Source organism: Janthinobacterium aestuarii (assembly GCF_046113285.1).
Taxonomy (GTDB): domain Bacteria; phylum Pseudomonadota; class Gammaproteobacteria; order Burkholderiales; family Burkholderiaceae_D; genus Janthinobacterium.
The window spans coordinates 2,932,379-2,958,916 of sequence record NZ_CP142524.1 but is presented as its reverse complement, the minus strand read 5'-3'; the positions used below and the strand labels follow the sequence as shown (position 1 = coordinate 2,958,916).

Here is a 26,538-nt window from a genome sequence, read left to right as displayed (position 1 = left end):
TCAGCCGGGCAAGCGCGCCAGCCGGCGCCACAGCGCTTCCATCGGCCCCTGGCGGAAGTGCCGCAACCAATAGTGGCTGAGCAGCACCTGCCCCGCCATGATCACTATGGCCAGGCCCAGCATCTCGATGGGACGCAGCGTGGCGCCCCAGCCCAGGCCCGGCCCCTGCAGCAGCCAGGTGCCAAGCAAGGATTGCAAGAGATAATTACTCAGCGCCATGCGGCCCACGGGCGCCAGCCATGCACCGAGCCAGCGCAGCAGGAAGGGACCGGCCAGCATCAGCGCCGCCACATAACCGGCCGCCAGCACGGGACCGCCGGCGAACAGGCCCACTTCGAACAGGGCCGTATCGAACACGGTTTGATACGGATCGGCCACCTGCCACGCGACGGCCCCCGCCGCCAGCAGGTTGAACGGCAAGCCCACGCCCAGCCCCACGGCGCGCACGCGGCGCCACAGGCGCTCGTGGCGCCGCGGCTGCGTCAGCCAGCCGCAGCGCACGGACAAAATGCCCAGCAGGAACAGCACGATGATGTGCGGCAGCATGACGGCGGCGTACAGCAAAGAGACGAGGAAATCGTTGGCGCGCAGCCTGGCCACGGCCCACACACTGCCTTGCGTATAGGTGGCGTAGCGGGCCGCGAAGTTTTGCAAATCATGCGCCGTGTCCGGCGCGCCGCCCTGCTGCCCCACGGGAATGAGCAAGCACATGAACAGCAGAAAACCGGCCGCCACCAGCCAGGCGCGGTTGCGTATGCGGCTCAGTTTGGCCGCTGCCAGGGGCAGGACGAGCATGCCGGCGACCGCATACGAGGTCAGCACGTCGCCGCTCCAGATGCAGAAACCATGCAGCAGTCCGAACACGAGCAGCCAGCGCAAACGGCGCCGGTACGCCGCTTGCGCCTGCTCCCAGCTGCCCAGCTGGCGTTTCAGGGAACGTGTTTGCAGGGCAAAACCGGCGCCAAACAAAAAAGCGAAGACGGGATAGAACTTGAACTGCGCCAGCGCCGCCACGCCGAAAATGACGAGCTGGTCGAGCACGGGCGGCTGCGCCGGCAAGGTGCCGTAGCGCAAGGACAGCGTGCCCCAGGCAAAGCCCCAGATATTCACCAGCAAGATGCCAAACACGGCGATGCCGCGCAGCACATCGACCTGCAGCAACCTGCCGGGTTTGGCGTGAATAGCGTTCAGGGAGTTCAGGGCCGCGCCAGAGTCGGGTAATCGCTCACCTGCAGGCTGAAACCCGAGGCATCCGATTGCAGCCGCGCCTGGCCGCCGAACGGCAAGGTGACCCGCCGGCGGATGTGGCCGAACTCGAGTCCCGTCAGCACGGGCACGGGCAGGCGTTCGCGCACGTAGGCCAGCATGACGTCGAAATCGTAGCCCTTGTCCATCGGACTCAGCTTGTAGGCGGAAAAGTCGCCGAGCACGACCGCATGCTGGCGTTCGAACACGCCCGCATGCAGCAATTGCAGCAGCATGCGCTCGACCCGGTACGGGTGCTCGTTGACGTCTTCCAGGAACAAAATGCCGCCGTCGATCTCGGGGAAATACGGCGTGCCGAGCAGGTGGACCAGCATGGCCAGGTTGCCGCCCCACAATTTCCCCACCGCATCAACCTGTGGATTGCCAACGGACGTGCCCGTGACCGTGTGCGTGGGTCCCTCCAGGCACGACCACAGCTGATCGAGCGTAAATTGCTCGGGCTCGTCACGGATGAAATCGTCGCAGACCATGGGGCCGGCAAAGCTGGCGCGGCCCGTTTTCGCCATCAAGCCCATGTGGAAGGCAGTAAAATCACTGTAGCCGACGAACAGCTTGCGGCTGGCAGCCATGCGGTCGAAATCGATGTCGGGCAGGATGCGGCTGATGCCGTAGCTGCCGCGCAAGGCGATCACCACCTGCACGTCGGGGTCGGCGGCTGCCGCGTTCAGCTGCGTCAGGCGGCCCGCATCCGTGCCGCCGAAACGCTGGAAGCTGTGTGCGGGGTCGTAGTAGTTGTGGACGGTGGCGCCTTGCGCCTGCAGGCGGGCGATGCCGCGCGCCACGGCCGCGTCATCGGGCGCGCAACCGCCAGGCGCCACGATGGCGATGCCAATTTCAGGTGTCTTCAAAATGCCCATGCCTTCAAAAGTGGTGGGCGCGCCTAGGCTGGCTGGGAGCGCATCTGGGGCGCCATCTTACCTTGCAGATGCACATCGATCAAGGCGAGCAGGCGCTCGATCAGCTGGGGCGGCATGTCGTGCCCCATGCCTTCGATCACTTCGAGCGTGGCGCCCGGAATCAGCGCCGCCGTATCGATGCCGCAGGCGACGGGGATCAGGGGATCGGCCGCGCCATGGATCACCAGCGCCGGGCAGCTGATACTGGGCAGCAAGGCCGTGCGCTCGCCCGAGGCGGCAATGGCGACCATTTGCCGCGCCACGCCTTCCGGGCAGCTGCCGCGCTGCAACGCCGCTTCGATGCGCTGGTATAGCAGCTTTTCCGACACGGGATAGGCGGGACTGCCGATGACGCGCACGGTGGCCGCCATATGGGCCATCAGTTCGGCGCGGCTGGCATTGCGTTTCGGGCGTTGCAACAGCGCATTGCGTGCCGCCCGCGTGGGGCCGGGCAAGCCGCGCCGGCCGCTGCTCGACATGATGGAGGTCAGGCTGAGCACTTGCAGCGGCGCGCGCGCCGCCATCACTTGCGCGATCATGCCGCCCATCGACACGCCGATCACGTGCGCCTGCGCAATGCGCAGAGCCGCCAGCAAGCCCAGCGCGTCGTCCGCCATGTCATCGAGGGTGTAGGAAGTTTTGAGGGGCCAGCCCAGCAGGTTTTTCACGTAGGCCAGCGGCAGATACGGTTTGCCCGCCTGCGCCATCTTGCTCGACAGGCCGCTGTCGCGGTTATCGAAACGCACGACGCGAAAACCTTGTTCGACGATGCCTTCGACAAAGTCCGCCGGCCAGGCGATCAGTTGCATGCCCAGGCCCATGACCAGCAGCACGCACGGATCATCCGGGTTGCCGTGGCTTTCATAAGCTATGTTGAGGCCGTTCGCCATGATGGTTGCCATGATTGCCTCTCTTCAGGAACCAGCACGCAGACACGATCGCTGCGGCCTTGCAATCAGCATACCACTATTGTGCTTCAGACATGAGACCGGCACGCGGCACCCACACTGAAGTGTTGCTCTGGTCGCACATGACATCAGCTACGGCGTATCGCTGCGGTTCTGTCACGTGCTGATACTCATCAACTTGCAAAAACCTTTTTTGCCTTTGGCAGACTATCGGCCAGATCCACCCAGCTTTGCGGCTGCGGTTTGCCCCGCTCGCGCACGCCGAAGAAGGAGACCACTTGCGTGCCGTCGTTGTCGAAGAACTCGACGGACGTGACGCCGCCGCGCTTGACGACCCAGCCGCTGCGCAGGGCCGTGTCGCGGATGTGCAGGTTGAAGTCCGGGTCCAGCACATTGAAGAAGCCGCCGGCCGCCATGGTTTTTTCGATCTTGCCGCTGTAGATCTGCGTCAAGCCTTCATTGCCCAGAAAGACCATGATGGCGACCTTGTCCTTGGCTGCGTTTTCCAGCAGGGTGCGCAGCGCTTGCGGCGTCACGCGCTCGACCACGCCGGCCGGCGCCAGGCGCAGCGCCTGTTCGCGCGTCAGGTGGAATTCGCGCATGATTTGCGCAAACTGGTGCACGTCCGTCATGTCTTTCCAGGCCAGCTGGAATTCCTTGACGTCGATTTCGCTGTCCGGCTTTTCCGCCGCTTTCGGCGCCACGGCCAGCACGTTCAGTTCCGCGCTTTGCTGCGGCGCGCGGAAGGTGGCCACCAATTTATCGTAGACGGCCACGCCAGGCTCGTTGCGCAGGTAGATTTTGTGCACGGCCGTGCCGTTGGCGTCAAAAAATTGCAGGCTGCGCGTCGGCTTGCCATCGCGGCCAGGCTGTTCCACGGCAAATGCGTATTTCCAGTTTTCAAAGTGGAAACGCAGGTCGATCTGGCCGCCCAGGTAGCCGCCCGCGATATTGCGCTGGCGCGCTTCCGTTTCCGGGTCCTTGGCGTCGGCCTGCTCGGACTTGTCGCCCGCCTGCTTGAACTTGCTGGCCACGCCCGTCGTTTCGATGACGCCGTTTTCATTGCGCGTGATCGCTTGCACGAGGCCCAGGTCCAGCGCGGCGCGCATGATTTCGCGCGGCTGGTTGCCGTCCGCCTGCAGGCGCGTGACGCCCTTGCCGATGTTGGTTGCCAGCAATTGCGCTTCGGACACGCCCAGCGCGCGCGCCGCGTCGCGGATCTGCAGCTTCGGCTGTTCCGTGCGCAAGGTGGACCAGCGTTCCGCCAGGGTGGCTGGGGCCGCATATGCGTTTGCAATCAGCAGGCTGCCTAGCAGGGATAGAACGAGTTTGGATAACTTCATAGAGAGACCATTCAATCAAACATGGAAAAAAAGAGGGGCAGGCGCCCCTCCCCGGTAAAAATTTAGAAATTGACGCTGAGGCTGGCGGCGACGTTGCGGCCCGGTTTGGCGTAGCGCTCGATCTCGGCGCGGCTGGCGGCCGTGGTGCCGGCGGCCAGGCTGCGCGAGGCGGCGTAGTCCCAGTACTTGCGATCCGTCAAGTTGTACACGCCGACGACGATCTTCGCGTTCTTGTGCACGTTCCAGTACGTCGACAGGTCGAAGATGGTGTACGACGGCACGGTAAACAGCGGGCCGGCATCGCCGATCAGCAGGTTTTCCGGTGCCTGCCTGGCGCCCGCATGCACGGCCGTCAGCGCCAGGCCGAACAGCTGGTTCGCATGGTCGTAGCCGAAGGTCAAGGCCGACTTGGCGGGCGCCACCGAGTTCAGGCCGCCGCTCTCGCCCGTCTGGGTATTGAAGGAGCGGCCCTTGGCCACGCCCGTGGCCAGGTCCACGTGGTAGCCCTGCATGGCCGGCGCCCAGGCGCCCAGCTCGGCGCGCAGGGTCAGCTCGGCGCCCCAGGTGCGCGCATTGCCGATGTTTTCCGGGCGGAACAGGCCGCGCGTGATGGTGGGGTAGTTCACCGGATCATCTTTTTGCACCACATAGTCGATCATGTCCGTGTATTCCGTCTGGTAGACGGACGCGTGCATGCTCAAGCCCCTGGTGACGTCGCCCTTCAGGCCCAGTTCATACGCCTTGCTCGTTTCCTTGCGCAAGTTCGCATTGCCCAGCACGGCATAGCCCTGCCCCGTGCCCGTATAGCTGAACGAGTCGTAGGTGCCCGTGCGCTCGGCCGCCGTCGGCAGGCGCGTGCCGCGCGTGAAAGTGGCGTAGGCGTTCATCTGCGGCAAGACTTCCACGGACAGGCTCAGGCTGGGCGTGAAATAGGTGTCGCTCTCTTTGCGCACTTCCTTGGCCGCGTTCGGCACGGCGATCGCATAGGTTTGCAGGTTTTTCGGTTCGTTCTTGCGGTAGTCGGCACGCAAGCCCGGCGTCAGCACGGCTTTCTTGCCCGCCAGATTGAAACTGAAATCGTCGCGCACATACAGGGCCAGCTTGCTCGTGTCCATGTCGGCCATGCGGTTCTTGTTGGTGACCTGATGCTGGCCCGTGGCGACGATGACGCGGTCTTCGCGCCACGGACGGCGCGTTTTCAGCTGTTCCAGCTGCACGCCGTACAGCAGCGCGTTGTCCGCATTGAGCTGCTTGAACGCTTCCGACGTCAGGCCGATGCTGTCATTCTTGAAATTGGTATCGATGGCGCGCCGGGCCGGACTGCCGAACGTGTAGACGCCTTGCGTCTTGTCCTCGGTTTTCGCGTTCTGCAGATAGACCTTCGACGTCAGGCGGTCGAACAGGGCAAAATCCTTGAGCACCACGTCGTGGCCCAGGCTCACGCGCGTGCGCTTGGTGGTGGAATCCTGCTGCACGCCCGTCGGATAATACGTGCTGACCTTGCTGCGCAGGTCGCGCTTGTTCTTGCGCTCGAACATGTCGACCGTCAAGTCCAGCTTCTGTTCGCCAGGCAAGGTCCACACGAGCTTGGACAGCAAGGCGTTCGAATGCCAGTCGTCCGGGTTGACGGGCGTGGTACCGCGGCTGTCCATCTGCTCGCCATCGCGGTGCACGTAGACGGCCAGGCCCTGCAGATTGGCGCCGAGCTTGGCGGCGCCCGTCAGCGTGTGCGCATTGCTGCGGTCGGCCGTGGCGCGGCCGTATTTATAGGCCACGTAATGGTCCGTGCCTTCGCCCAGGTAATCCTCGGGCGACTTGGTGATGAAGGCCACGCCGCCGCCCAGGCCGGGATTGGCGCCGCTGGCGGCCGTCGTGCCCGAATCGATGCGCACTTCGCGGAAGGTTTCCGGATCAAAATAATCACGGCCCGTGGCAAAAGCGTTGAGGGTGTTGCCGTCCGGCTTGGGCGCCGCGTCGGGCAGCGAGATGCCGTCGAGTTCCAGGCTGACCCGGTTGCCTTCCAGGCCGCGGATGTTGTAACCGGTATTGCCGGAGCCGTCCCACACGCTGCCGCTGCCCGAGGCCGCCGCCGGCGCACTGATCAAGGGCAAATAGCGCACGATGCCGCCCATCTCGGTGACATTGCGGCGCTCCAGGTCGTCCGCCGTGACGACCGTCTTGGTGCCGGCGCGGCGCTCATAGTCCTGCTTGGCGTTGACGACGATTTCCGGGAAGACAGGCAACTTGGCCGGCTCCTGAGCGGCCGTGCCCGCATTGATGGCGGCCGTCTGCGCGAGAGCAGGCAGCATCGGCGCCGCGAACAGGCCCAGCAAGGCGGCGCGCAGCACCAGGTTATGGCGGCGGGCAGGCAGATGAGCTGAGAATACGACGGGTGCAGCGGTGCGCTGCGGAAGCACAGTAGTCATGATGGTCCGGTTTAAGAGTGGAGGCTGGCTCTTGAACCCGGATCGATAACGAAAGTGTTAACGATGCATAAGGAAAGTTTGCTGGCGAAAACAATACTGTAACACGAATCATTCTCATTTGAGAATGGCAATTGGTCTAGACAGATGTTATTTCGCAACAATTATAAAAATGCCAGCCGGATGGCTGGCATGGTTATCACCTGGACAAGGCCATCGGGCCCTGCCCTGCTGCACAGGATGCTAGCCCTGCGGATTGGCCAGCTTGCGCGCCTCCGCCTGCGCACGGCGGCGCTCGGCAAAGAAACGCTTGAGGAAGGCGCCGCACTCGTCGGCCAGCACCCCGCCTGCGATTGCCGTCTGGTGGTTCAGCGCGGGCTGCTCGAACAGGTTCAGCACGGAGCCGCAGGCGCCCGTCTTCGGGTCGCCCGCACCGTACACCACGCGCGCCAGCCGGGCATGCAGCATGGCGCCCGAGCACATCACGCACGGCTCCAGGGTCACGTACAGCTCGCAGCCGGGCAAGCGGTAGTTGCCCAGCTTTTCGGCGGCGGCGCGCAAGGCCATCACTTCCGCGTGCGCCGTGGGGTCGTGGCGGCCGATGGGCTGGTTGTAGCCGACGGCGATGACTTCCCCGTCCTTGACGACGACGGCGCCGACGGGCACTTCGCCCAGGTCCCACGCGTGCTGGGCCTGCTCCAGGGCCAGCTGCATGTAGCGCGCGTCCTGCGCGCCAGCGTGCGTTTCAGTCATCGGTCACTTCTGCCCAGCAATTTGGCGTTTCATGCAGCACCAGCTTATGCAGGTGCAAGCCCGTGCCGAAATGGTCGGTAAACGCCGCTTTCAGGATCTCGAAGGCGATGCGCGCCAGGTTTTCCACGGTCGGGATGCGGTCGATGACGACGGTTTTATGGTCGGGCAGGCTGGCCAGGAAATCGCGCACGGCCGTGTCTTTCTCGTAGACGAGGAAGGCGTGGTCCCAGACGTCGACCAGGTGCTGCTTGGCCAGGGTTTTCACGTCGGAAAAATCCATGATCATGCCATTGTCGGAATTGCCTTCCGCTTCGATGACCTTGCCGACCAGCGTGATTTCCACCGTGTAGCGGTGGCCGTGCAGGTTGCGGCACTGGCTTTTGTGGTCGGGAATGCGGTGGCCCGCGTCGAATTCGAGCTTGCGTGTGATAGTCAGCATATTGTTTTATTAAGGTATTTGCAGGAGTTTATGGGTTTGCAGGCTCAGCTTCCACTTCGGGTTGCTTTTGCACGTCTCGATGGCCAGCTTCATGTTGTGCGCGGCCAGGGGGCCATCCATCGCCTGCACGAAGAAGTTCTCGAAGTCGAGCCCTTCGTAGGCGGCCAGGTCTTGCTGGAACTGGGGGATGACGACCTTGATCTCGTTGCCCTTGTGGACGACCAGTGTCGAACCCATCTTCGGGCTGACGCAGATCCAGTCCACGCCGGCCGGCACGGGCAAGGTGCCGTTGGTTTCGATGGCGATGGTAAAGCCGACCGCGTGCATGGCGTCGATCAGGGCCGTGTCCAGCTGCAGCAGCGGTTCGCCGCCCGTAAACACCACGTATTTGCTCGGCGCGTAGCTGGCCGGCCACAGGCTGTCGATCAGCGCGGCCAGCTCCTCGGGCGTCTTGAACTTGCCGCCCAGTTCGCCATCGGTGCCGACGAAATCCGTGTCGCAGAACTGGCACACGGCCGTGGCGCGGTCGCTTTCGCGGCCCGTCCACAGATTGCAGCCGGAAAAGCGGCAAAACACGGCCGGACGGCCCGCGTGCGCACCTTCGCCCTGCAGGGTGTAAAAAATCTCTTTGATGCTATAAGTCACTGTATTTCCTAAGAGCTGGCCGGCACATCGCGCATGGATGCGGGCGCGCCCGGCGCAAAACACCTGGCCGGGGGCGTGAAGCCGATTGACAACCCTCTATTATATGCCGCCGCGACACTTCCCGTGCAAATGCCGTGCCTGCCGTCTGGCGCCGCGGCATCCGGCAGCAAGAAAGCCACAGCGGCCGGCAAAACTGCGCAGCTTTTGCGTTTAGACAATATAAATAACCCAAGGTTAATATATTTTCTGTAAGAACATTGCCTGCTGGAAAACATTTAGGGAGCGAGAAAATGATGCAACGCTGGCTACGCCCGCCGTGTCGCCTGAGCATTCTGGCTTGCCTGGCGGCCGGCGCACTCGCTTCCCTGCACGCCGGTTACGCCGCCGGCCCGATACTGCAGACCGGCACGCCCTTGCGCCTGATGCTGGCCTGCGCCATCCTGTGCGGTGCGCTGGCGCTGATGCTGTGGCGCCAGCACCGCCTGGCGCTGCGCCTGCGGGCGCTGGAACAGCTGCGCGCGGACGCCGAGCAGGAGCGCCTGGCCAGCGGGCAGCAGCAGGCGCGCGAACAGGAGCGCCAGCGCATCGGGCGCGACATCCACGACGACCTGGGCCAGCATCTGCTGACCTTGAAGATCGACCTGTCCATGCTGCAGACCAGCACGCATGGCACGGCACCCCAGCTGGCGCAGCAACTGGCCGTGATCGTGCGCAATGTCGACCTCAGCATCGCTGCACTGCGCTGCGTCATCCATGACTTGCGCCCGCCCGCCCTCGACGCCGGGCTGCAAGCAGCATGCGAAGAGCTGCTGGCCGACTTCCGGCGCACCACGGGCATTGATTGCCGCTGCGATTACCGGCTCGACGCCGCCGCCGGCCGCGCGCACGGCGCCTTGCTGTACCACGTGGTGCAGGAAGCGCTGGCCAATATCGCCCGCCACGCGCGCGCCACGCATGTCCGGCTGTGCCTGCTGCAAGCGGGCGCCAACGTGAAGTGCCGCATCCGCGACGACGGCATCGGGCTGCCGGGCTCGCCGCCGCGCCTCGGTTGCGGCCTGTCCGGCATGCATGAGCGCGTGGCCGCCGCCGGCGGCAGCCTGCACATCGCCAGCCGCAGCGGCGCCGGCACCACCTTGCGCCTGTCGCTGCCGCTGCCGGTCCGCCATGACGAGGCGATGGCCCATCGCTGAAAATATTGCTCAATATCAACACCTTCGGCCCGCCACACTGCATCATGGCCAACGAACCAGCCCCCACTCACGCCCAAGAAGGATGCTTTCATGCCGGATAGCCACGCACATGCCAGCGTATCGCCGTATGGTGAAGCCCAGGGTTTCGCCGTCAAGATGATGGAATTACTGGTCGTGCCCACCTTCGTACTCGATGTGCATGGCAGGGTGATGATCTGGAACCGCGCCTGCGAGCAGCTGACGGGCGTGCCAGCGTCCGAAGTGCTGGGCGCGCGCGAGCCGGGCCGCTGCTTTTATAACGACGAGCGCCCCACCCTGGCCGACCTGCTGCTGTCCGGGCGCGGCGGCGACATGCGCGCCCTGCATGCCCAGCAACAATATCGCAGCGGCACGGGCAGCAACCTGTGCGCGGAAAACTGGTGCGACATGCCGCGCACGGGGCGGCGGCGCTACCTGGCCGTCGATGCCAGTCCCATCCATGGCAATCACGGTGAACTGATCGCCGTGGTCGAAACCCTGCGCGACATGACCGATGAAAAACGCGCGCAGGTGGAACTGGAACGCCTGGCCACGCGCGATGGCTTGACGGGGCTGGCCAACCGGCGTTGCTTCGACGACACCATCCTGGCCGAGTGGCAGCGCGCGCAGCGGCAGGAGCAGCCCCTGTCGCTGCTGATGGTCGACGTCGACAATTTCAAGGAATATAACGACAGCCACGGCCACCAGGGCGGCGACCTGTGCCTGCGCAAGGTGGCCGGCGCCGTGGCCAGCGAAATGCGCACGAACGACCTGGTGGCCCGCTACGGCGGCGAAGAGTTCGCCGTCATCCTGCCGAACCAGTCGCTCAAGGGCGCGGCCATCGTGGCCGAACGCATCCGCCAGCGCGTGGAACGGCTGCAGCTGCCGCGCAAGCGGCCCGACGGCGCCTGCGTCACCGTCAGCATCGGCGCCGCCACGGCCCTGCCCGGTCCCGGCACGGAACTGGGGCAGCTGATCCACACGGCCGACTGCGCCCTGTACCGCGCCAAGCACCTGGGCCGCAACCGCATCAGCCTGCCGGAAACGACGCTGACCTGAGCACCGGTCCCTGCGGCACGCCTTGCCTGCCCTGACGCCCCCCTTCATGCCAAAACGCCTTGCCCCTATGCACGGCGGCATGAATATTCTATGCTGCGGCGTTGCACTTTCATAACATCCAAAAAAGAAGGAGCCCCCGTGTCAAGAATCATGCCCGCTTTATTACCCGTTTTCGCCCTGGCCCTGTCGGCCATGGCCGCGTCGAACCTGGGTGCGGCGCCCGTCAAACCGGCCGCCGCCCACGGCGCCACCGCCGCCAAGGCCGATTTGCTGCCGTTCAAGGCCACGGAAAAAACCCTGGCCAACGGCTTGAAAATCATCGTCGTGCCGACCGGCTTCCCGAACCTGGTCTCGCTGCAGATTCCCGTGCAGACAGGTTCGCGCAATGAAGTCGAACCGGGCAAGTCCGGCTTCGCGCATTTCTTCGAGCACATGATGTTCCGCGGCACCAAGGCCTATCCGCCCGAGAAATACCAGGAAGTCATCACCCGCGCCGGCGCGCGCCAGAACGCCTATACGAGCGACGACCTGACCAATTACCACACGACGTTCGCCAAGCAGGACCTGGAAACCGTGCTGAAGGTGGAGGCGGACCGCTTCCAGCACCTCGACTATGCGGAAGACGCGTTCAAGACGGAATCGCGGGCCGTGCTGGGCGAATACAACAAGAACAGCGCCAATCCCGTCTCGAAACTGTTCGAAGTGATGCGCGACAGCGCCTACACGACGCATACCTACAAGCATACGACGATGGGTTTTATCCAGGACATCGAAGACATGCCGAACCAGTATGCGTATTCGAAGCTGTTCTTCGACCGCTGGTACCGTCCCGAGCGCACCACCATCATCATCGCCGGCGACGTGGAGCCGCAGCAGGCGATCGCGCTGGTGGAAAAGTACTGGAGCGGCTGGCAGCGCGGCAAGCAGCAGGCGGCCGTGCCCGTCGAACCCGCGCCGCGCGGCCCCGTCTACAAGCACGTGGCCTGGCCCACGCCGACCCTGCCGTGGGTAGCCGTGGGCTTCCACGCGCCCGCGTTTTCCGTCAAGGACAAGGACCAGGCGGCGCTGGCGACCTTGCTGTCGCTGTCGTTCGGCCGCACCTCGCCGCTGTATAAACGCCTGGTGCAGAACGAACAGAAGGTCGACCAGTTGTTCGAGATGACGCCGGACCGCGTCGATCCGACCCTGGCCGTGCTGGGCGCGCGCGTGAAAAACATCGATGACGCCGTCTACGTGCGCGACGCGATATTGGCCACCGTGGCGCAGCTGCGCGACACGCCGGTGAGCGAAAAAGACCTGGCGGACGCCAAGTCGGCCGAAAAATACGGCTTGATCCGCTCGCTCGACAACACGGAGCAGATCGCCGGCACCCTGGCGTCCTTCGTGCACTTCGACCGCTCGTATGCCACCATCAACCAGTACTACCGCCTGATCGACACGCTCACGCCGGCCGACCTGCAGGCGGCCGCGCGCAAATACCTGACGGATGACGGCCTGGTGGTGACCACCCTGTCGCACCAGCCGATGGCGGCCGCCATCGCCACCACGCCAAAGCTGGCCAGCCTGCTGCCGGCCGCCTCGAACGCGAAATTCGACGTGCTGGTGCAAAAGTCCGCGCTGCCGCAAATCCGCTACAAGCTGTTATTTACGGCCGGTTCCGCGCAAGACCCGCAGGGCAAGGAAGGCCTGGCCGCACTGACGGCCGCCATGGTGGCGTCGGGCGGCTCGTCCGAGCGCAAGATCGACGAAGTCAACCAGGCACTGTTCCCGCTCGCCGGCAGTTTCAGCCAGCAGACGGACAAGGAAATGACGACGTTTACGGGTTCCATCCACAAGGATAACTGGACCCAGTTCAACGCCATCGCCCTGCCGCTGCTGCTCTCGCCCGGTTTCCGCGAAGACGACTTCCGCCGCCTGAAGGATGCGCAAAAGAACGCGCTGCTGCTGGACCTGAAGGACAACAACGAAGAGGAATTCGCCAAGGAACGCCTGCAAACCAATGTGTATGCGGGCACGCCGTACGGCCATCCCGTGCTGGGCACGGTCGCCGGCATCGACGCCATCACCCTGGACGACGTGAAACAGTTCTGGAAGACGGCGTATGCGCAAGGCGCCGTCAAGGTGGGCCTTTCCGGCGATGTGACGGACGCCATGACGGCGTCGCTGACGCAGGCGCTGGGCAAGCTACCGGCCGGCCCCGGCTTGCCGGCCACCGTCAAGCCCGCGGGCCGCAAGGCGCAGGGACTGGAAGTGGAAATCATCGAGAAGAACACGCGCGCCACGGCCATCTCGTTCGGCCTGCCTTTGGAGGTGACGCGCACGCACCCGGACTTCCCCGCCCTGTGGCTGGCGAAGACGTGGCTGGGCGAGCACCGCGCCTCGAATTCCTACCTGTACCAGCGCATCCGTGAAATCCGCGGCATGAACTACGGCGATTACGCGTACATCGAAGCTTTCCCGCGCGGCATGTATCAGTTCTTCCCGAATCCGAACCTGGGCCGCAAGGCGCAGCTGTTCGAAATCTGGATCCGCCCCGTGGCGCCGGACAACGCGCACTTCGCCCTGCGCGTGGCGCTGACGGAATTGGGCAAGCTCATCGACAACGGCCTGACGCAGGACGATTTCGCCACCACGCGCGATTACCTGATGAAGAACGTCTTCGTCATGACGTCGACGCAAGACCAGCAACTCGGTTACGCGCTCGATTCGCAATGGTATGGCACGCCCGAGTTCACCAAGCTGATGCGTGACGGCTTGTCGAAACTGACGGTGCAAGACGTCAACCGCGCCATCAAACAGCACTTGTCGGCGAAGAACCTGTCCGTGGTGATCGTTGCCAAGGATGCGGCCGGCCTGAAGGAAAAGCTCGTCAGCGACGCGTTTTCTCCCATCAAGTATGACGGCAACAAGCCGCAGGCCCTGCTCGATGAAGACAAGGTCATCGGCGCGATGCAGCTGAACATCAAGCCGGAGGCCGTCACGGTGACGCCGGCGGCGCAGGCGTTTGCGAAGTAAGAGCTAGTGCTGGATCAACCTCATCTGACGAAGAATGTCGGATGAGGTTACCTCCGAGGATGACCTGGCATGAACATCTCAACGATCTTACGGTGAAGGATCTGCAATGCCACGCTGCCACATTGACCATATCGCCATCACGGCGCCAACGCTGGAAGCGGGTGCGGAGCTGGTGCGGCTGGCGCTGGGGGTGGAACCTCAGGCTGGCGGAGCACATGCCCGCATGGGGACGCACAACCTTCTGTTGCGGCTTGGCGATGCTGTCTATCTGGAGGTGATCGCGCCCGACCCCAGGGCGCCGCTGCCGTCCAGGCCCCGCTGGTTCGCGCTTGACACCCTGGCCGCCGATGCGGTGCCGGCACTCGCCACCTGGGTAGCCCGCACCACCGATATCCAGGCAAGCGTTGCGGCTTGTTCGGAGCCGCTTGGAAATATCGAAGCCATGAGCCGAGGCGCCCTGAATTGGCTGATCACCATCCCCGATGATGGCGCGTTGCCCCTGAACGGCGTCGCCCCGGCACTCATCGAGTGGCAGGCAGAGGCGCACCCCGCGGCCAAACTGCAGGATCATGGGCTGTCCCTCATCAAGCTGGAACTGTTTCATCCCGAACCCGAACGCATTGCTCGCTTGCTGCTATCGCTGGGCCTGGATAGTCAGCTGACGGTGCACCCATCGACAGGGGAACGCGGCGCCGGCCTGGTGGCCCACATCGATACGCCGCAGGGGCCGCGCCAACTGTAAGCAAGGGGGACGATCAACCGCCCCCGAGCTTGCCAACTCACTCGAAGGGATTGGCCACCGACGTCACCTCGGGCGGCGGCAGCTGGTCGGGCAGTTCCCGCTTTTCCAGCTGCGCCACCACGTCGGCCAGCAGCTTTTGCAGCTGCTTGGCCAGCGCCAGGCCCGGCTTGTCCAGGGTCAGGTCGATGTCGCCGCTGATGCTGATGCGGTCGACACGGTTTTCGATGGTCAGGCTGCCAATTTCCAGCACATCGCTTTCATTGGCATACGGGACGAATTTTTTTGCGCACATGGGATTTCCTTTTTGACGGTCTTGTTATTTCTTGGACTTGCTCTTCACCTTGGGCAAACTCAGCATGCGCAGTTTCTGCTGGCGCGTCAGCGACGGTAACAGATCGATGCCTATCCTGTCTTCCAGTTGCGCAATGCTCAGCACTTCATACGTCTTGGTATCGACGTTTTCAATGAAGTAGGCGGCGCCGGCGCGCTGGCGCGGGCTGTACACGGCCTTGTACAGATGACTGGGCACAATGACTCTTCCCACCTTGCGCAGGTTGCCGCCGATAAAAGCCGGGCCCGTGATCACGTACAGGTCGCCCTCTTTCTTCGCCATCTTGCGCACGGCGCCTTCGATGCCGGCCCACACATAGCGGTTGTTGCGCGCGTCTTGCGGCACCATATTGGCCAAGGTAAAGCTGTCGCGCTGGCTCTGGCGGTCCGGCATGTCGCCGTTGGGCGCCATGTGACCACGATCGAAGCCGCTGCGCGCGTAGTCGGCCAATTCGGCGCGCTGGGCGGCGGGCAGCTTGCGTTCAGCGTGAAAGGAGTTTTCGCGCGACAAATCCTGCGCCGCTTCCAGATTGTTGGCCGTCAAGTGCTCGGCCGACCACAGCGGCGTGCGCGTGATACCCGAGTGCATGACGCCAAACACGTTGTAGCACAGCTCTTTGGTTGCCACGTCCAGCTTGGGGTTGGTGATTTCCGGCTTGCGGCCGTCGACGTAGTGGGCGGGACAGGCATCGGCATGCGCCAGGTTCGCGGCAAAGGCGGAAGCCAGCACGCCGCACGCCAGGGTCAGCCTGGCGATCGTTCCTTGAATCATATTTCCCTTTGAAATCTTTGCAGGCCAGCATTCTAGCGGACGGCGACCCTCGCCACAAACCGGCACCAGCCTGGCGTGCGCGCCTGTGCGGGGCGGCAAATTGGCGTGCAGGCGGGCGGGCAAGCGGCCCTGCGCAAAGCCGGCGCAAATAAAGGCCAACAGGCCGCGCACGGCCATTCATATCTGCTAAGATTGCCTTGATTCGTTCGCATCGACCATTCAAGATTTGGAGAGCATATGATCAAAAAAACCCTGCTGCTGATCGTTGTCGTCGTCGCCGCCATCCTCGGCTATGCCACCACCAAGCCCGACACCTTCAGTGTCCAGCGCGAAATCACCATCAAGGCCCCGCCCGAGAAAATCGCCGCCCTGATCACGGACTTCCATTACTGGGCCGCCTGGTCGCCGTGGGAAAAGCTCGATCCGGCCATGCGCCGCACGTTTACAGGCCCGGCCAATGGCCTGGGCGCGCAGTATGCATGGCAAGGCAATGACAAGGTGGGCGCGGGCCGCATGGAAATCACGGAGGCGGCCCAGCCCGAACGCACCGTCATCAAGCTGGACTTCCTCAAGCCGTTTGAAAGCCACAACACCACCACCTTTACCATGACTCCCGAGGGCGACGGCACCAAGGTGAACTGGACCATGACCGGCCCCAGCCCTTACGTCAGCAAGGTCATGACAGTCTTCGTCAGCATGGACAGGATGATCGGCAAGGATTTTGAAAAAGGCTTGAACAACCTGAAGGCGGCTGCGGAACGCTAAGCCTGCTCGCAGCACATGACAACAGGGCCCGCGCGGCCCTGTTTTATTTGGCGCTCCCCCTTGCGGGCCCCGTCAGAACTGCTCGATCCAGGCCGCCAGGTGATCCGGCGTAAGCGCCGGTTCAGCCTGCACTACCTTGCCCTGCAAGCCCAGTTCCGTCTTGCTGAGCTGCAATGACCAGCCGCGCCGTGCCAGCCACAGCAAGCTGGCCAGCCAGAACGAGTGGATGGCCGAGACGGGCGCCGTGGTCGGCGTTTCCAGGAATTCCGTCAGCAGCCGGCCATCGAGGAACAGCGCCGTGCCGCCCTGGTTTTGCAGCGCCGCGCCAAACACGGGCAGCAGCATGTCGATCGCCTGCTCCACGCCGCGCCCCGGATGCTCGCGCTCGAGCGTGTCGAGCTGCTGGCGCACGGCGGCAGCAAAGGCCGTGCCGCGGAAGGCTTCCGAACTGACCAGGTCGGCATAATCCATCAGCAGCCAGTCCGGCTCGGGCGGCGTGACGCCGGCCGTCAGGGCCGCCGACAGATACGCTTCCACAGGCAACTGCTGTTCCGGACCGGCCAGGCTGGCGCACAAGGCGTACAGGGTGCCGATGCGGTTGGCGACGGCTTGCCGCTGGCGCACCATCAGCTTTTCGCGCAGCAACTGGGCGTGTTCATTGCGCAGCCGCGCCAGTTCCAGCGCCTGCTTGAGCTCCATGCGCAACGCCGCGATATCCCATGGCTTCTGGATGTAGCGGTGGATCTGCCCCTGGTTGACGGCTTCCACCGTGTGCTCGAGCTCGGAATACGCGGTGGTCAGGATGCGCACGATGTGCGGATGGCGGTCCCAGCAATACGACAGCAATTCGTTGCCGTAGGCGCCGGGCATGCGCTGGTCGGAGACCAGCACGGCGATGCGGTCGGCCTGCTCGTCGAGTATGCGCTTGCCTTCCTCGACCGAAGTGGCCGTCAGCACGTCGGCCAGCGGCGCGATGGCGCGCTGGAAGTATTTGAGGGCGTTGGCCTCATCATCGACATAGAGTATCGTCGGCAAGCCTTGCGCCGGCTCACGCTGAGCCGGTAAACGCAGATTGGCGTCAATCATGCTCGTTCCTTATATGTACTGGAAAATTCAGGGTTACCGTGGTGGAAGTGTCAAATTCGGTGGCGATATCGAGGTTGCCGCCGAACGACTGCATCATGCGGTGGCAAAACACCATGCCCCAGCCCTTGCCTTCGCCGCCACCGGCACTGACGGGGTCGATCAACAGCTGTGCGACGATCTCGGGGGCGATGCCGGCGCCATTGTCGCGCACCGTGATGCGGCCCGCATCGATACGGATGCCGATCGCAGGACGGGCTTGCTCGCCGGCCGAACGCAAGGCATTCGCCAGCACCGACGATAAAATCAGCGCGACGCAATTGGGCGACTCGGCAATGGAGAAATCGTCGCCCACTTCCACCGTAATGGCGGCGCGCTGGTCCGTGCTCAAGGGATAGCTGTCGAGCAAGGCATCCAGCAGCTGGCGCGCGCTGCCGGCGCGGCGTCCGCCCTGCATGCCGGGCCCGGCGCTGGCCAGGCGCACCGTGTCGACAAAGCTGGCCAGCACGGACAAACAATAGCGCGCATTGTCGTGCATCAAGGCGGCCGCTTCGCCGATCTCGGCCTGCGGTGCGGCGTCCGCCTGCGCGCGGCGCGCAATGCCGCGCGCAAAATTGGCGATGGCCGCCAGCGGCGTGTTCAATTCATGCGCGAGAAAGGCCAGCGATTCCTCCATCGCCACCAGGCCCTGGCGGCGGGCGGCGCGCTCGCGGCCCGTCTGCACGGCCAGCTGCAGCGCCGTTTGCATGGCGGCCAGGTCGAGCGGTTTTTCCAGCAAACGGAACAAGGTGCCGCCGTTGATCAGCTCGAGCAGCACGTCCTTGTCCGCATACGCGGTGACGAGCATGCAGACGATGTGCGGATAGCGCTGCGCCACTTCCTGCAGCAATTCGCTGCCCAGGCGGTCCGGCATGCGGTAATCGGTGACGAGCACGTCGATCTGGCCGGCCTCGTCTTCCAGCAAGGCCAGTGCAGCATCGACGCTCTGCGCCGTCAGCACGCGGTAGCGCTGACCGACAGCGCGCTCAAAATACTTGCAGGCGAGCGCTTCGTCGTCCACGTACAGCACGCTGGCGCGGCTATCGTTATCCATGCTAGCGGCCCTCCCAGTCGGAGCGCTGCAAGTCGAAATTCATGCTGGCCCATTCGCCGAGCACGCTTTCGGCGGAGAGGGTGCCGCCGTGGCGCTCGATCACGCCATAGCTGATGCTCAGGCCCAAGCCCAGGCCCTGCCCCACTTCGCGCGTGGTGAAGAACGGTTCGAACACGCGCGCCAGGTTTTCCGGGGCGATGCCGGGGCCGTTGTCGCGCACGCTGATGCGCAGGCGGTTGTCATCCCAGTGGGCCGTGATGCGGATCTCGAACGGCGGCGCATTGCCCTTGCGCATGGACAGCACGGCATTGCCCAGCAAATTGATCAGTACGCCCACGATGGCCGCCTCGTCGCCGCGCACCAGGGTATCGACCGGCAAGTCGTGGCTGATGCTGACGTTCTTCGTTTCGTGGCCCACGAGGCGGATGGCGGCCTCGAGCGCGCTGCGGAACTGGAAGTGGCCCGTTTCCAGCTGGTTGCCGCTCTTGCGGTAGGCAAAGGTTTTCAAATCGGACACGATGTGCTGCACGCGCAGCATGCCCTGCTTCGCGTCGGCCAGGCATTCGCTGACCAGCGCGCTTTGCTTGGCGGCCGGGTCTTCGATGGCCACCTCGATGGCCATCATGCAGAAATTCACGGGGTTGTTTACCTCGTGCAGCATGCCGGCGGCCAGGGTGCCGATGGCGGCCATCTTCTCTTGCTGCAGCATCTGTCCCTTGATATCGGCCAGGCTTTTATTCGTTTCTTCCAGCTGCGTGTTCTTTTGCGCCACTTCCGCCTTCAGCTGGAACAGCATGAAACGGGCGCGTTCATTAAAATAGGTAAATACGGCGCTGATGCTGGCCGACATAATGAGAAATAAGCAATTGACGACAAACGTGCTCGGCAAGTCGAAACCGCCCGCATGCCAGGCACACGCGGCCACGTACAGCAGGCAGGAAATCGCGCCAAAGACCATATTTTGCCACAGGCCGAAGGCCAGCACGATGCCCGATGAATAGATGGCCAGGGTCATGCCCACATAATAGATCGAGGTGGCGCCTTCCGTGACGGCGATCATCCAGGCGATCATGATTTGCGGCAGGATCAGCCAGACAAAGGTCAGTCCCTGGATGCGGTCTTGCGCCCAGCGCGTGCGCATGGCCAGCACGACGCAAAAGATCAGCACGGACACGAGGATGCGGGCGCTGGTGAACGCCGACTGCTTGTCCGGATACAGGGCTGAATCGAGGCCCATGCCCAGCAGGATCAGCACGATGCCCGTGTAGGCCCCGCCGCGGCTGAATTCCAGGCGGAAATCGCGCAAAACGGCCGTGTAGCCGGCGTGCAGGCCTGGGGTATCCATGATCAAGGAATGCTCACTTCCGCAAACACATTCACGCCAGTGGCGTCGACATAGATTTTCGGGTCCCTTGCATGCTCGGGCAGCAAGGCCGACAGGCCCGCTTCATTGCGATAGATCAAATGCCATTCCAGCAAATGCTCCATGCCGAACTTGCCCGGATTATCCGCGTGCACATTCGTCACCAGCAGACGCCCGCCGGGACCCACGCGCGAGGCGAAGTGCATCAGCAGGCGCGCACAGACCTTGTCGGACAGATAGTCGAACAGGCCGGCGCAATACACGGCGTCGAAACTGCCGGGCAAACCCGTGGCGCCCGAACCGTGGCGGCGCTTGAGCAGGTTGTGCACGGAATCGTGCACATAATCGATCTCCACCACGCGCCCCGTGCGCTGCATGATGGTGGTCAGGCGCGCGCGCGTCCAGTCCAGCGTCTCGCTGCTGAAGTCGACCAGCTCGAAGGCCAGCCATTGCGCATCGGGGCACGTTTCCAGAAAACGCTGCACCTCGATGGCGGGGCCGCAGCCCACGTTGAGCACTTTATACACACGCCCGGCGGCGCGCGCCGCGGCCGCCTTTTGCGACAAAAATTCCGTCAGGATATCGATGCGGTTGCGGTGCGCCGTCGCCACGGCCGCCTGCAGAAAGGCCGCATTGACAATCTGAAAGTACGTGCTCGGACCCTGGCGCGGATCGTCGAGCAGCTGGTTGACCATCTGGTAGTCGCCCGCATAGCCGAGCGGCTTGGTAAACGTGCGGAAGACGAACGGGGCGCGCAGGATCAGCGGGTGCAGCGCCGCCTGGGCGAAGGCGCGGTGGGCCGGCGCCCGCTCTTCCTCGACCAGCGAGGCTTCCACCTCGAGCTGGCGCAGGTAAAGCTGGGTCTGTTCCATCAGCGGCAAGGCCAGCTCGTCGAAGATATCGGGGCGCAGGCGGCCGTTTTCCTTGGGCAGCGAGTCGGACAAGTCGACCTGCTCGACCCAGCGCGCCACTTCCGACAGGAAGGCGCGCATTTCGTTGACGACGATCTGGTAGTCGCGGCGGATGCGGAAGCGCTCGCCCCAGCCGGCGACAAAGGCGCTCGACTCTTTCAACACGGCGCCCTTGACGACGACCACATCGCTCAGCTCGCGCCACTCGTCGATCAGGGTCACGGAAACGATGGCGGTCAGGCCCGTGTTGACGCTGCTGATGACGACGGCCTTGCCGACGTAGGCGTTTTTCGCCCCCATGCGCACGGTCACGTCATTGAGCACCTCGCTGACCTGCACAATCGAGTATGGATTATAGATTTCCATGACCAGCGAATTGCGCTGCAAGTTGAAAATCGTGCCGCGCACCGCCTCACCCTGGGTGTTGCGGAAACTGACGACTGGATCGATCTGCGATTGTGAATACACGATTGAGCATTATCAAGTTGCCCGGTTTCCGGCGCACCACACTGGTGACGCCAGTTTCCAGGCTGGGTTAAGGCACGGCACGCCGGTTGTCTGCCGCCGGCCCGCCATCGTGATGGCGGTATTGTGGCGTCGCGTGACGCCGTACCGGAGCGCCTCAAAGCGCGTCTGTCCGCTCTCTGATCGAGTGTACTATGGATGTAGCAGAACGGGCAATTGTTCCCTCAGGAACGACCTTGCGTGGCGCCGGCGCGCAACGCCGGCGATCATCCAGCAACGAACAGGGCCAGCGCGTGACGCAATAATTGCGGCGTTTGCCCCGTCCAGCGTTTGAACGAGCGGCGGAAGTTGGTGGCATCATGAAAGCCGAGGTAGGCGGCCACGGCATCGTTGTCGTAGCCATGCGCCTGGAACAGATAAATCGCCTTGTGCGCGCGCACCTGGTCCAGCTCGGCCTGGAAATGCGTGCCATGGCGCGCCAAATGGCGTTTCAGGGTGGCGGGACTGACGCCGAATTCCTGCGCCGTGCGCTCCAGGGTCGGTGCGCAGCGGATATTGAGCAGCAGGTAGTCGTACAGCGCACCGAGCAGGCTGGCTGCCGGCACGGGCGCCAGGGCCGCCGCGCGCAAGGCCAACGCCGCCGCCGTGGCATTGCCGCGCGGCCAGGGCTTGTCGAGCCAGCTCGAATCGATAAGCATGGCGTCCACCTGGCAATCGAAACGCAGGGACTGGCCCAGGTGCACTTCGTGCTGCTCCACGTGGCGGGGCCGCGCGCGGTTGAAGCAGAAGCGCCATGGCAAGGACTCTCCCGCCAGCCAGCGGCACATGGCCGCCAGTGCCGTCATGTGCATTTCCACCAAAAAAGGCAGCTGGCTGGGCGCGCCGAATGCATCGACCCAGTACAGCACGTGCATGTCGCCGGCCTCGCGCAAGCGCGGCTGCAGCAGCGGACACAGCAAGGTATGAAAATCGCACAGGATGGTCAAGGCCTGGCGCAGATTCTGCGCCTGCAGCAAGGCATGGCTGGCGGCGCCGTAATGGCCGGGCAGCATTTGCTGGCCCAGCATGAAGCTGGTGTCGGCACTGTCGAGACCACGCGCCACGTTGGCCAGCAATTGCAGGTATTGCGCGGCGCTCACCTGGCTTTCCGCGGACGGCAGCGCGCCGCCATCGAGGCCCGTGCCCTTGAGCAGCGGCGCCGTGGCCAGGTCGCGGCTGCGCGCGTAGTCAAGCACCAGCGCCGGCTGGTGATGGGCCGCGATGCCGGGGTCGCCCTGCTGAATCAGCGGCATCAGGCGGGCGCGGCGCTGCCGGCCCTGGGACTGGCGCTGCGGCCCGGCGTTTCCACGGCCCGGCTCAGCTCGGCCAGCACCACTTCCGGCACGCCATCGGTGAGCGAGCACGCATGCCGCAGGCTCAGGCGGATTTCGCGGTTGTCGTTGGTGTGGTGGCGCATCTGCCCCACCATGACGCACAGGTGGCGTGCCCGCACGGCCGCATCCTCGCGCGACACGCCCGGCATCAGCACGGCGAAGCGGTCGCCCGCATAGCGGCACAGCAGATCGTCATTGCGCAAGTTCAACAGCAGCATGTGGCCCACGGCTTGCAGCACGCGGTCGCCTTCGCGGTGGCCGTATTCGCGGTTAATCAGGTGAAAGCTGTCGATGTCGAGCAAGACCAGCGCGCAATCGAGGCCGGGCCGGCGTTCCTGCTCCAGGCGCATCTGCGTGCGCAGGTAGCTGGCGTCGGCCAGCTGCGTGATGCGGTCGAAGGCGCGGTGGTCGCGGAACAGGCGTTCGCGCTTTTGCAGATGTTCGTTCAGGCGGAACTGTTCCTGGCGCCAGTAATACATGCCGATCGTCAGCACCAGCATGCCGAACGGGATCAAGGCTTCCAGCCAGTTATCCCATACTTCCTGCTTGTCGATGGCGAAGAATTCATCGAGGCAATCGGCCCAGGACCCCAGCATGATGGCGCACAGGCCGCCGGCGATCAGGCTCGTCACCCGTCCACGCGGCCGGCTGCTGAGGGTAAACAAAAACCAGATGCCCGCCATGACGGCCGTGCCGCCTTCGCAGACGATATCCATCCACTTCCAGACGGCAAACGGTTTAACGTGGCCCAATGTGGCGTACAGGAACAAGAACAGGGGCAAGGCCAGTGCGGCGGCAATCAGGCTGTTACGGTGCAATGGCAGCATGTGGGAAAACCTTTAAAAGTGGTGCTGCCGCCACGATAGCGCCCGCCCATGACGGCACGATGACATGCCCCGCTCCCGTGCGGCAGGTGCAAACGGCTCATCATTACCAGGGACTCCCATGCAAATACGGCGAGCCTTTGCCCATGCGCCCTGCGCCGGCAGGTCATTTCAGCTCACCACGGTTCATTTCCGGCCGGAAAGCGTTCACCCGCCGTTGTTTTCAGGGTGGCAATCGATTGCCTGTCACGCAACCGTCATATTTGCTGCCTAGAATCCGCCCGGTTCCTTCCTCCCTAACCGAGCTCTTCATGAAAACCACGCACACATCGTTCCCCTCCCCGCTGCGCCTGACGGCCCTGTCCCTGGCCATCATGGCCGTCTTCAGCGGTCAAAGCCATGCGCAAGCACAAGATGCGGCTGGCCAGCCGGCCGCCACCGTGGTCGTCAGCGGCCAGCGCGCCAGCCTGCGCAACGCCATCGCCGCACAAGAGAAAGCCGACAACATCATCAGCGTCATCAGCAGCGACGATATCGGCGGTTTGCCCGATAAAAACGCGGCCGAGGCGCTGGCCCGCTTGCCGGGCGTGTCCGTCCAGCGCGACCAGGGCGAAGGCCGCTACATCACGGTGCGCGGCCTGGGGCCTGACCTGAATGCCGTCACCATCAACGGCGCGCTGGTGCCGTCGCCGGAAGCGGGCCGCCGCGCCGTGGCGCTCGATATCCTGCCTGCCGGTCTGATCCGCACGCTGGAAGTCTCGAAGACCTTGCTGCCGGAAATGGACGCCAACTCGCTGGGCGCCACCATCGAAGTGAAATCTCTGTCCGCCTTCGACTTGCCGGGCAAGCTGCTGTCGGCCAACGTGGCCGCCAGCCATGATGAAAAGACGGGCAAGACCAGCCCCAGCGGCGGCGCCCTGTGGGCCCAGCGCTTCCTCGACGGCAAGCTGGGCGTGGCCGCCGGCCTGAGCGCGGAAAAGCGCTCGTTCGGCTCCGATGACGTGGAAACGGGCGGCGCCTGGAGCAAGGGCAAATTGTCGGGCCTGGAATTGCGCGACTACCTGCCCGTGCGCAAGCGCGGCGCCCTGGCCGTCAACCTCGATTACCGTCCGGAAGCGGGCAACAGCTGGTTTTTGCGCTCTTTTGTGAGCGAATTTTCCGACGATGAAGTGCGCGACCGCCTGACCATCAGCAATATCGCCGGCGGCAGCCTGGCCGAAGGCCAGACGGCCAGCGCGCGCGCCGAACGCCGCATCCGCCAGCGCAAGTACACGCAGCAAGTGCGCTCGCTGGTGCTGGGCACGCAGCAGAAATCGGGCGACTGGACCCTGGACGTGAAAGGCGGCCTGAGCCGCGCCACGGAAGACACGCCGGAATCCTTGAACGACGGCCGTTTCCGCGGCCTCAGCAATTTCGCCGGCATCAGTTTCAATGGCACCGAGCAACCATTGTTGAGCGGCCCCGCCTCGCTGTACGATCCGGCCAGCTACGCGCTCAACGCCATCACCCTGCAAAAGCGCTATTCGAAGGACAATGAACACCATGCACGCATCGACCTGGCGCGCAAGTTCGACATCGCCACCCTGAAATTCGGCGCCAAAGTCAGCCGCCGCGAAAAAACCAATGACACGGATCAATGGGCGTATAACAGCAGCAAGGCTTCCAGCGGCAATTACTGGGGCGCCGGTTCCACCTCGATGAGCGCCTTCGTGCAGGGCCACAATCTCGATTACGATCTGGGCAACATCGGCGTGGCGCTGGACCCGGCGCTGATACGCGCCAGGGTCGCCGGCCTGGACCGCGACAAGGCGCGCCTGGCCACGGAATCGATCATCAACGATTACCGCATGCATGAAGACATCAACGCCATGTATGTGCAGAACAGCTATGATTTCGACGCCTGGCACATCCTGGGCGGCGTGCGCGCCGAGCGCACCAGCTTTGAAGCGGCCGGTTCGCAGGTGGACAGCGCCGGCGTCGCCACCGCCTTGACGCGCGAACGTTCGTACACCAATTGGCTGCCGAACCTGCAAGCCCGTTATGACGTCGATCAAAAGACCAGCGTGCGGGCCGCCTGGACGCAAGCCGTGGTGCGCGCCAACTTCAGCCAGCTGGCACCCGGCATCAGCCTGGCCAGCAACACGGAAGCCGTGATCGGCAACCCGGACTTGAAACCCTTGAAAGCCAACAACCTGGACCTCGGTATCGAGAGAGTCCTGGGCAACGACGGCGTGATGTCGGCCTACGGCTTCTACAAGGACATCAAGAATTTCACGTACACGACGAACCTGGCCGGCACGGGAGCCTGGACGGGCTACACGACGGCCACCTCGTATGCGAACGGCGACGCGGCGAAAGTCAAGGGCATCGAACTGGCTTACATGCAGCCGCTGCGCATGCTGCCGGCGCCATTCAACAAGTTTCTCGTCGGCGTCAACGGCACCTTGAGCACGTCTAGCGCGCAAATCGGCCGCTACGACAAGGCGAGCAAGCAGCAGATGAACCGCGACATCCGCCTGCCGGGCCAGTCGAACCAGGTCATGAACCTGATGCTGGGCTATGAAACGGGGCCTGTCAGCGCCCGCCTGGCCCTCAACTACAAGTCGCCTTACCTGCTGGAAATGGGCGGCGATATCCTCGATCAAAGCCAGGACCGTATCGTGGACAGCCAGAAACAGCTCGACTTCTCGCTGTCCTACCAGATCAACAAGCAGTTCCAGGTGACGTTCGAGGCGGCCAACCTGAACAACGAGAAATACTATGTCTACCAGGGCACGAAGCCATACAACGTGCAAAACGAACAATACGGCCGCACTTTCAAAGTGAGCCTGAAAGCCAGCGCCTTCTGATGATTGTCAATAA

22 protein-coding genes are annotated in these 26,538 nt (G+C 63.8%); 6 read left to right on the top strand and 16 right to left on the bottom strand.

Features of this window, described 5'->3' with window-relative positions:
* The 8 genes from OX462_RS13280 to queE form a co-directional block, all read right to left on the bottom strand.
* Positions 1–1,161 carry a DUF418 domain-containing protein gene (locus OX462_RS13280; protein ID WP_409028654.1) on the bottom strand — a complete coding sequence of 387 codons (1,161 nt, stop codon included), beginning with the start codon at positions 1,159–1,161 and terminating at the stop codon, positions 1–3.
* A gap of 35 nt (positions 1,162–1,196) precedes the next feature.
* Positions 1,197–2,114, bottom strand: a complete 918-nt coding sequence (gene ldcA / locus OX462_RS13275; protein WP_409028653.1) for a muramoyltetrapeptide carboxypeptidase — start codon at positions 2,112–2,114, stop codon at positions 1,197–1,199.
* Positions 2,115–2,146: 32 nt separating this feature from the next.
* Positions 2,147–3,064, bottom strand: coding sequence for an alpha/beta fold hydrolase (locus OX462_RS13270; protein ID WP_070218402.1), 918 nt, complete (start codon positions 3,062–3,064; stop codon positions 2,147–2,149).
* A gap of 179 nt (positions 3,065–3,243) precedes the next feature.
* A complete protein-coding gene (locus tag OX462_RS13265; protein WP_409028652.1) occupies positions 3,244–4,413 on the bottom strand; it encodes a hemin-degrading factor in 1,170 nt (389 codons plus the stop codon).
* 62 nt (positions 4,414–4,475) lie between these two features.
* Positions 4,476–6,839 (bottom strand): TonB-dependent hemoglobin/transferrin/lactoferrin family receptor, encoded by a 2,364-nt coding sequence (locus OX462_RS13260; RefSeq protein ID WP_409028651.1) that lies wholly within the window; start codon positions 6,837–6,839, stop codon positions 4,476–4,478.
* 240 nt (positions 6,840–7,079) lie between these two features.
* Positions 7,080–7,589 (bottom strand): tRNA adenosine(34) deaminase TadA, encoded by a 510-nt coding sequence (tadA, locus tag OX462_RS13255; RefSeq protein ID WP_409028650.1) that lies wholly within the window; start codon positions 7,587–7,589, stop codon positions 7,080–7,082.
* Positions 7,582–8,028 carry a 6-carboxytetrahydropterin synthase QueD gene (gene queD, locus OX462_RS13250; protein ID WP_035819191.1) on the bottom strand — a complete coding sequence of 149 codons (447 nt, stop codon included), beginning with the start codon at positions 8,026–8,028 and terminating at the stop codon, positions 7,582–7,584. Before queD ends, tadA begins: the two co-directional genes overlap by 8 nt.
* 9 nt (positions 8,029–8,037) lie before the next feature.
* Positions 8,038–8,673, bottom strand: coding sequence for a 7-carboxy-7-deazaguanine synthase (gene queE, locus OX462_RS13245; RefSeq protein ID WP_070218406.1), 636 nt, complete (start codon positions 8,671–8,673; stop codon positions 8,038–8,040).
* Between the two features lie 290 nt (positions 8,674–8,963).
* On the opposite strand from queE, the gene OX462_RS13240 reads away from it, so the two are divergent.
* The 4 genes from OX462_RS13240 (at position 8,964) to OX462_RS13225 (ending at position 14,697) form a co-directional block, all read left to right on the top strand.
* A complete protein-coding gene (locus OX462_RS13240) occupies positions 8,964–9,863 on the top strand; it encodes a sensor histidine kinase (RefSeq protein ID WP_409028649.1) in 900 nt (299 codons plus the stop codon).
* A 90-nt stretch (positions 9,864–9,953) separates the two neighbouring features.
* Positions 9,954–10,940, top strand: a complete 987-nt coding sequence (locus OX462_RS13235) for a sensor domain-containing diguanylate cyclase (RefSeq protein WP_070218408.1) — start codon at positions 9,954–9,956, stop codon at positions 10,938–10,940.
* A 138-nt stretch (positions 10,941–11,078) separates the two neighbouring features.
* On the top strand, positions 11,079–13,955 hold the full coding sequence (locus OX462_RS13230) for a M16 family metallopeptidase (protein WP_409028648.1): 2,877 nt from the start codon (positions 11,079–11,081) through the stop codon (positions 13,953–13,955).
* Between the two features lie 106 nt (positions 13,956–14,061).
* Entirely contained in the window at positions 14,062–14,697 is a 636-nt protein-coding gene (locus OX462_RS13225) for a VOC family protein (RefSeq protein WP_409028647.1), read from the top strand.
* A gap of 37 nt (positions 14,698–14,734) precedes the next feature.
* On the opposite strand, the gene OX462_RS13220 is transcribed toward OX462_RS13225, so the two are convergent.
* Both OX462_RS13220 and OX462_RS13215 read right to left on the bottom strand, forming a co-directional pair.
* A complete protein-coding gene (locus OX462_RS13220) occupies positions 14,735–14,989 on the bottom strand; it encodes a nucleotidyltransferase family protein (protein ID WP_121669572.1) in 255 nt (84 codons plus the stop codon).
* 24 nt (positions 14,990–15,013) lie between these two features.
* Positions 15,014–15,799 carry a DNA/RNA non-specific endonuclease gene (locus tag OX462_RS13215; RefSeq protein WP_230502997.1) on the bottom strand — a complete coding sequence of 262 codons (786 nt, stop codon included), beginning with the start codon at positions 15,797–15,799 and terminating at the stop codon, positions 15,014–15,016.
* 237 nt (positions 15,800–16,036) lie between these two features.
* On the opposite strand from OX462_RS13215, the gene OX462_RS13210 reads away from it, so the two are divergent.
* Positions 16,037–16,564, top strand: a complete 528-nt coding sequence (locus OX462_RS13210; RefSeq protein ID WP_034755971.1) for an SRPBCC family protein — start codon at positions 16,037–16,039, stop codon at positions 16,562–16,564.
* A gap of 72 nt (positions 16,565–16,636) precedes the next feature.
* Here the strand turns inward: OX462_RS13210 and OX462_RS13205 are convergent, their stop codons facing one another.
* The 6 genes from OX462_RS13205 to OX462_RS13180 all read right to left on the bottom strand — a co-directional run bounded on the left by OX462_RS13205 (position 16,637) and on the right by OX462_RS13180 (position 23,679).
* Positions 16,637–17,650, bottom strand: coding sequence for a response regulator (locus OX462_RS13205; RefSeq protein WP_070218412.1), 1,014 nt, complete (start codon positions 17,648–17,650; stop codon positions 16,637–16,639).
* The gene (locus OX462_RS13200; protein WP_409028646.1) at positions 17,643–18,740 is read right to left on the bottom strand and encodes a hybrid sensor histidine kinase/response regulator; all 1,098 of its coding nucleotides are present in this window, start codon (positions 18,738–18,740) and stop codon (positions 17,643–17,645) included. The genes OX462_RS13205 and OX462_RS13200 overlap by 8 nt, the downstream gene beginning before the upstream one ends.
* Position 18,741: 1 nt before the next feature.
* On the bottom strand, positions 18,742–20,085 hold the full coding sequence (locus OX462_RS13195) for a sensor histidine kinase (protein WP_409028645.1): 1,344 nt from the start codon (positions 20,083–20,085) through the stop codon (positions 18,742–18,744).
* Between the two features lie 2 nt (positions 20,086–20,087).
* A complete protein-coding gene (locus OX462_RS13190) occupies positions 20,088–21,482 on the bottom strand; it encodes a class I SAM-dependent methyltransferase (RefSeq protein ID WP_121669576.1) in 1,395 nt (464 codons plus the stop codon).
* A gap of 263 nt (positions 21,483–21,745) precedes the next feature.
* The gene (locus OX462_RS13185) at positions 21,746–22,771 is read right to left on the bottom strand and encodes an AraC family transcriptional regulator (protein ID WP_070218416.1); all 1,026 of its coding nucleotides are present in this window, start codon (positions 22,769–22,771) and stop codon (positions 21,746–21,748) included.
* Positions 22,771–23,679: a GGDEF domain-containing protein gene (locus OX462_RS13180; protein ID WP_070218417.1), complete on the bottom strand. Its 909-nt coding sequence runs from the start codon at positions 23,677–23,679 to the stop codon at positions 22,771–22,773. The genes OX462_RS13185 and OX462_RS13180 overlap by 1 nt, the downstream gene beginning before the upstream one ends.
* 308 nt (positions 23,680–23,987) lie before the next feature.
* Between OX462_RS13180 and OX462_RS13175 the strand changes: the two genes are divergently transcribed.
* Positions 23,988–26,525 (top strand): TonB-dependent receptor, encoded by a 2,538-nt coding sequence (locus OX462_RS13175; RefSeq protein WP_409028644.1) that lies wholly within the window; start codon positions 23,988–23,990, stop codon positions 26,523–26,525.
* The last annotated feature ends 13 nt before the right edge of the window (positions 26,526–26,538 follow it).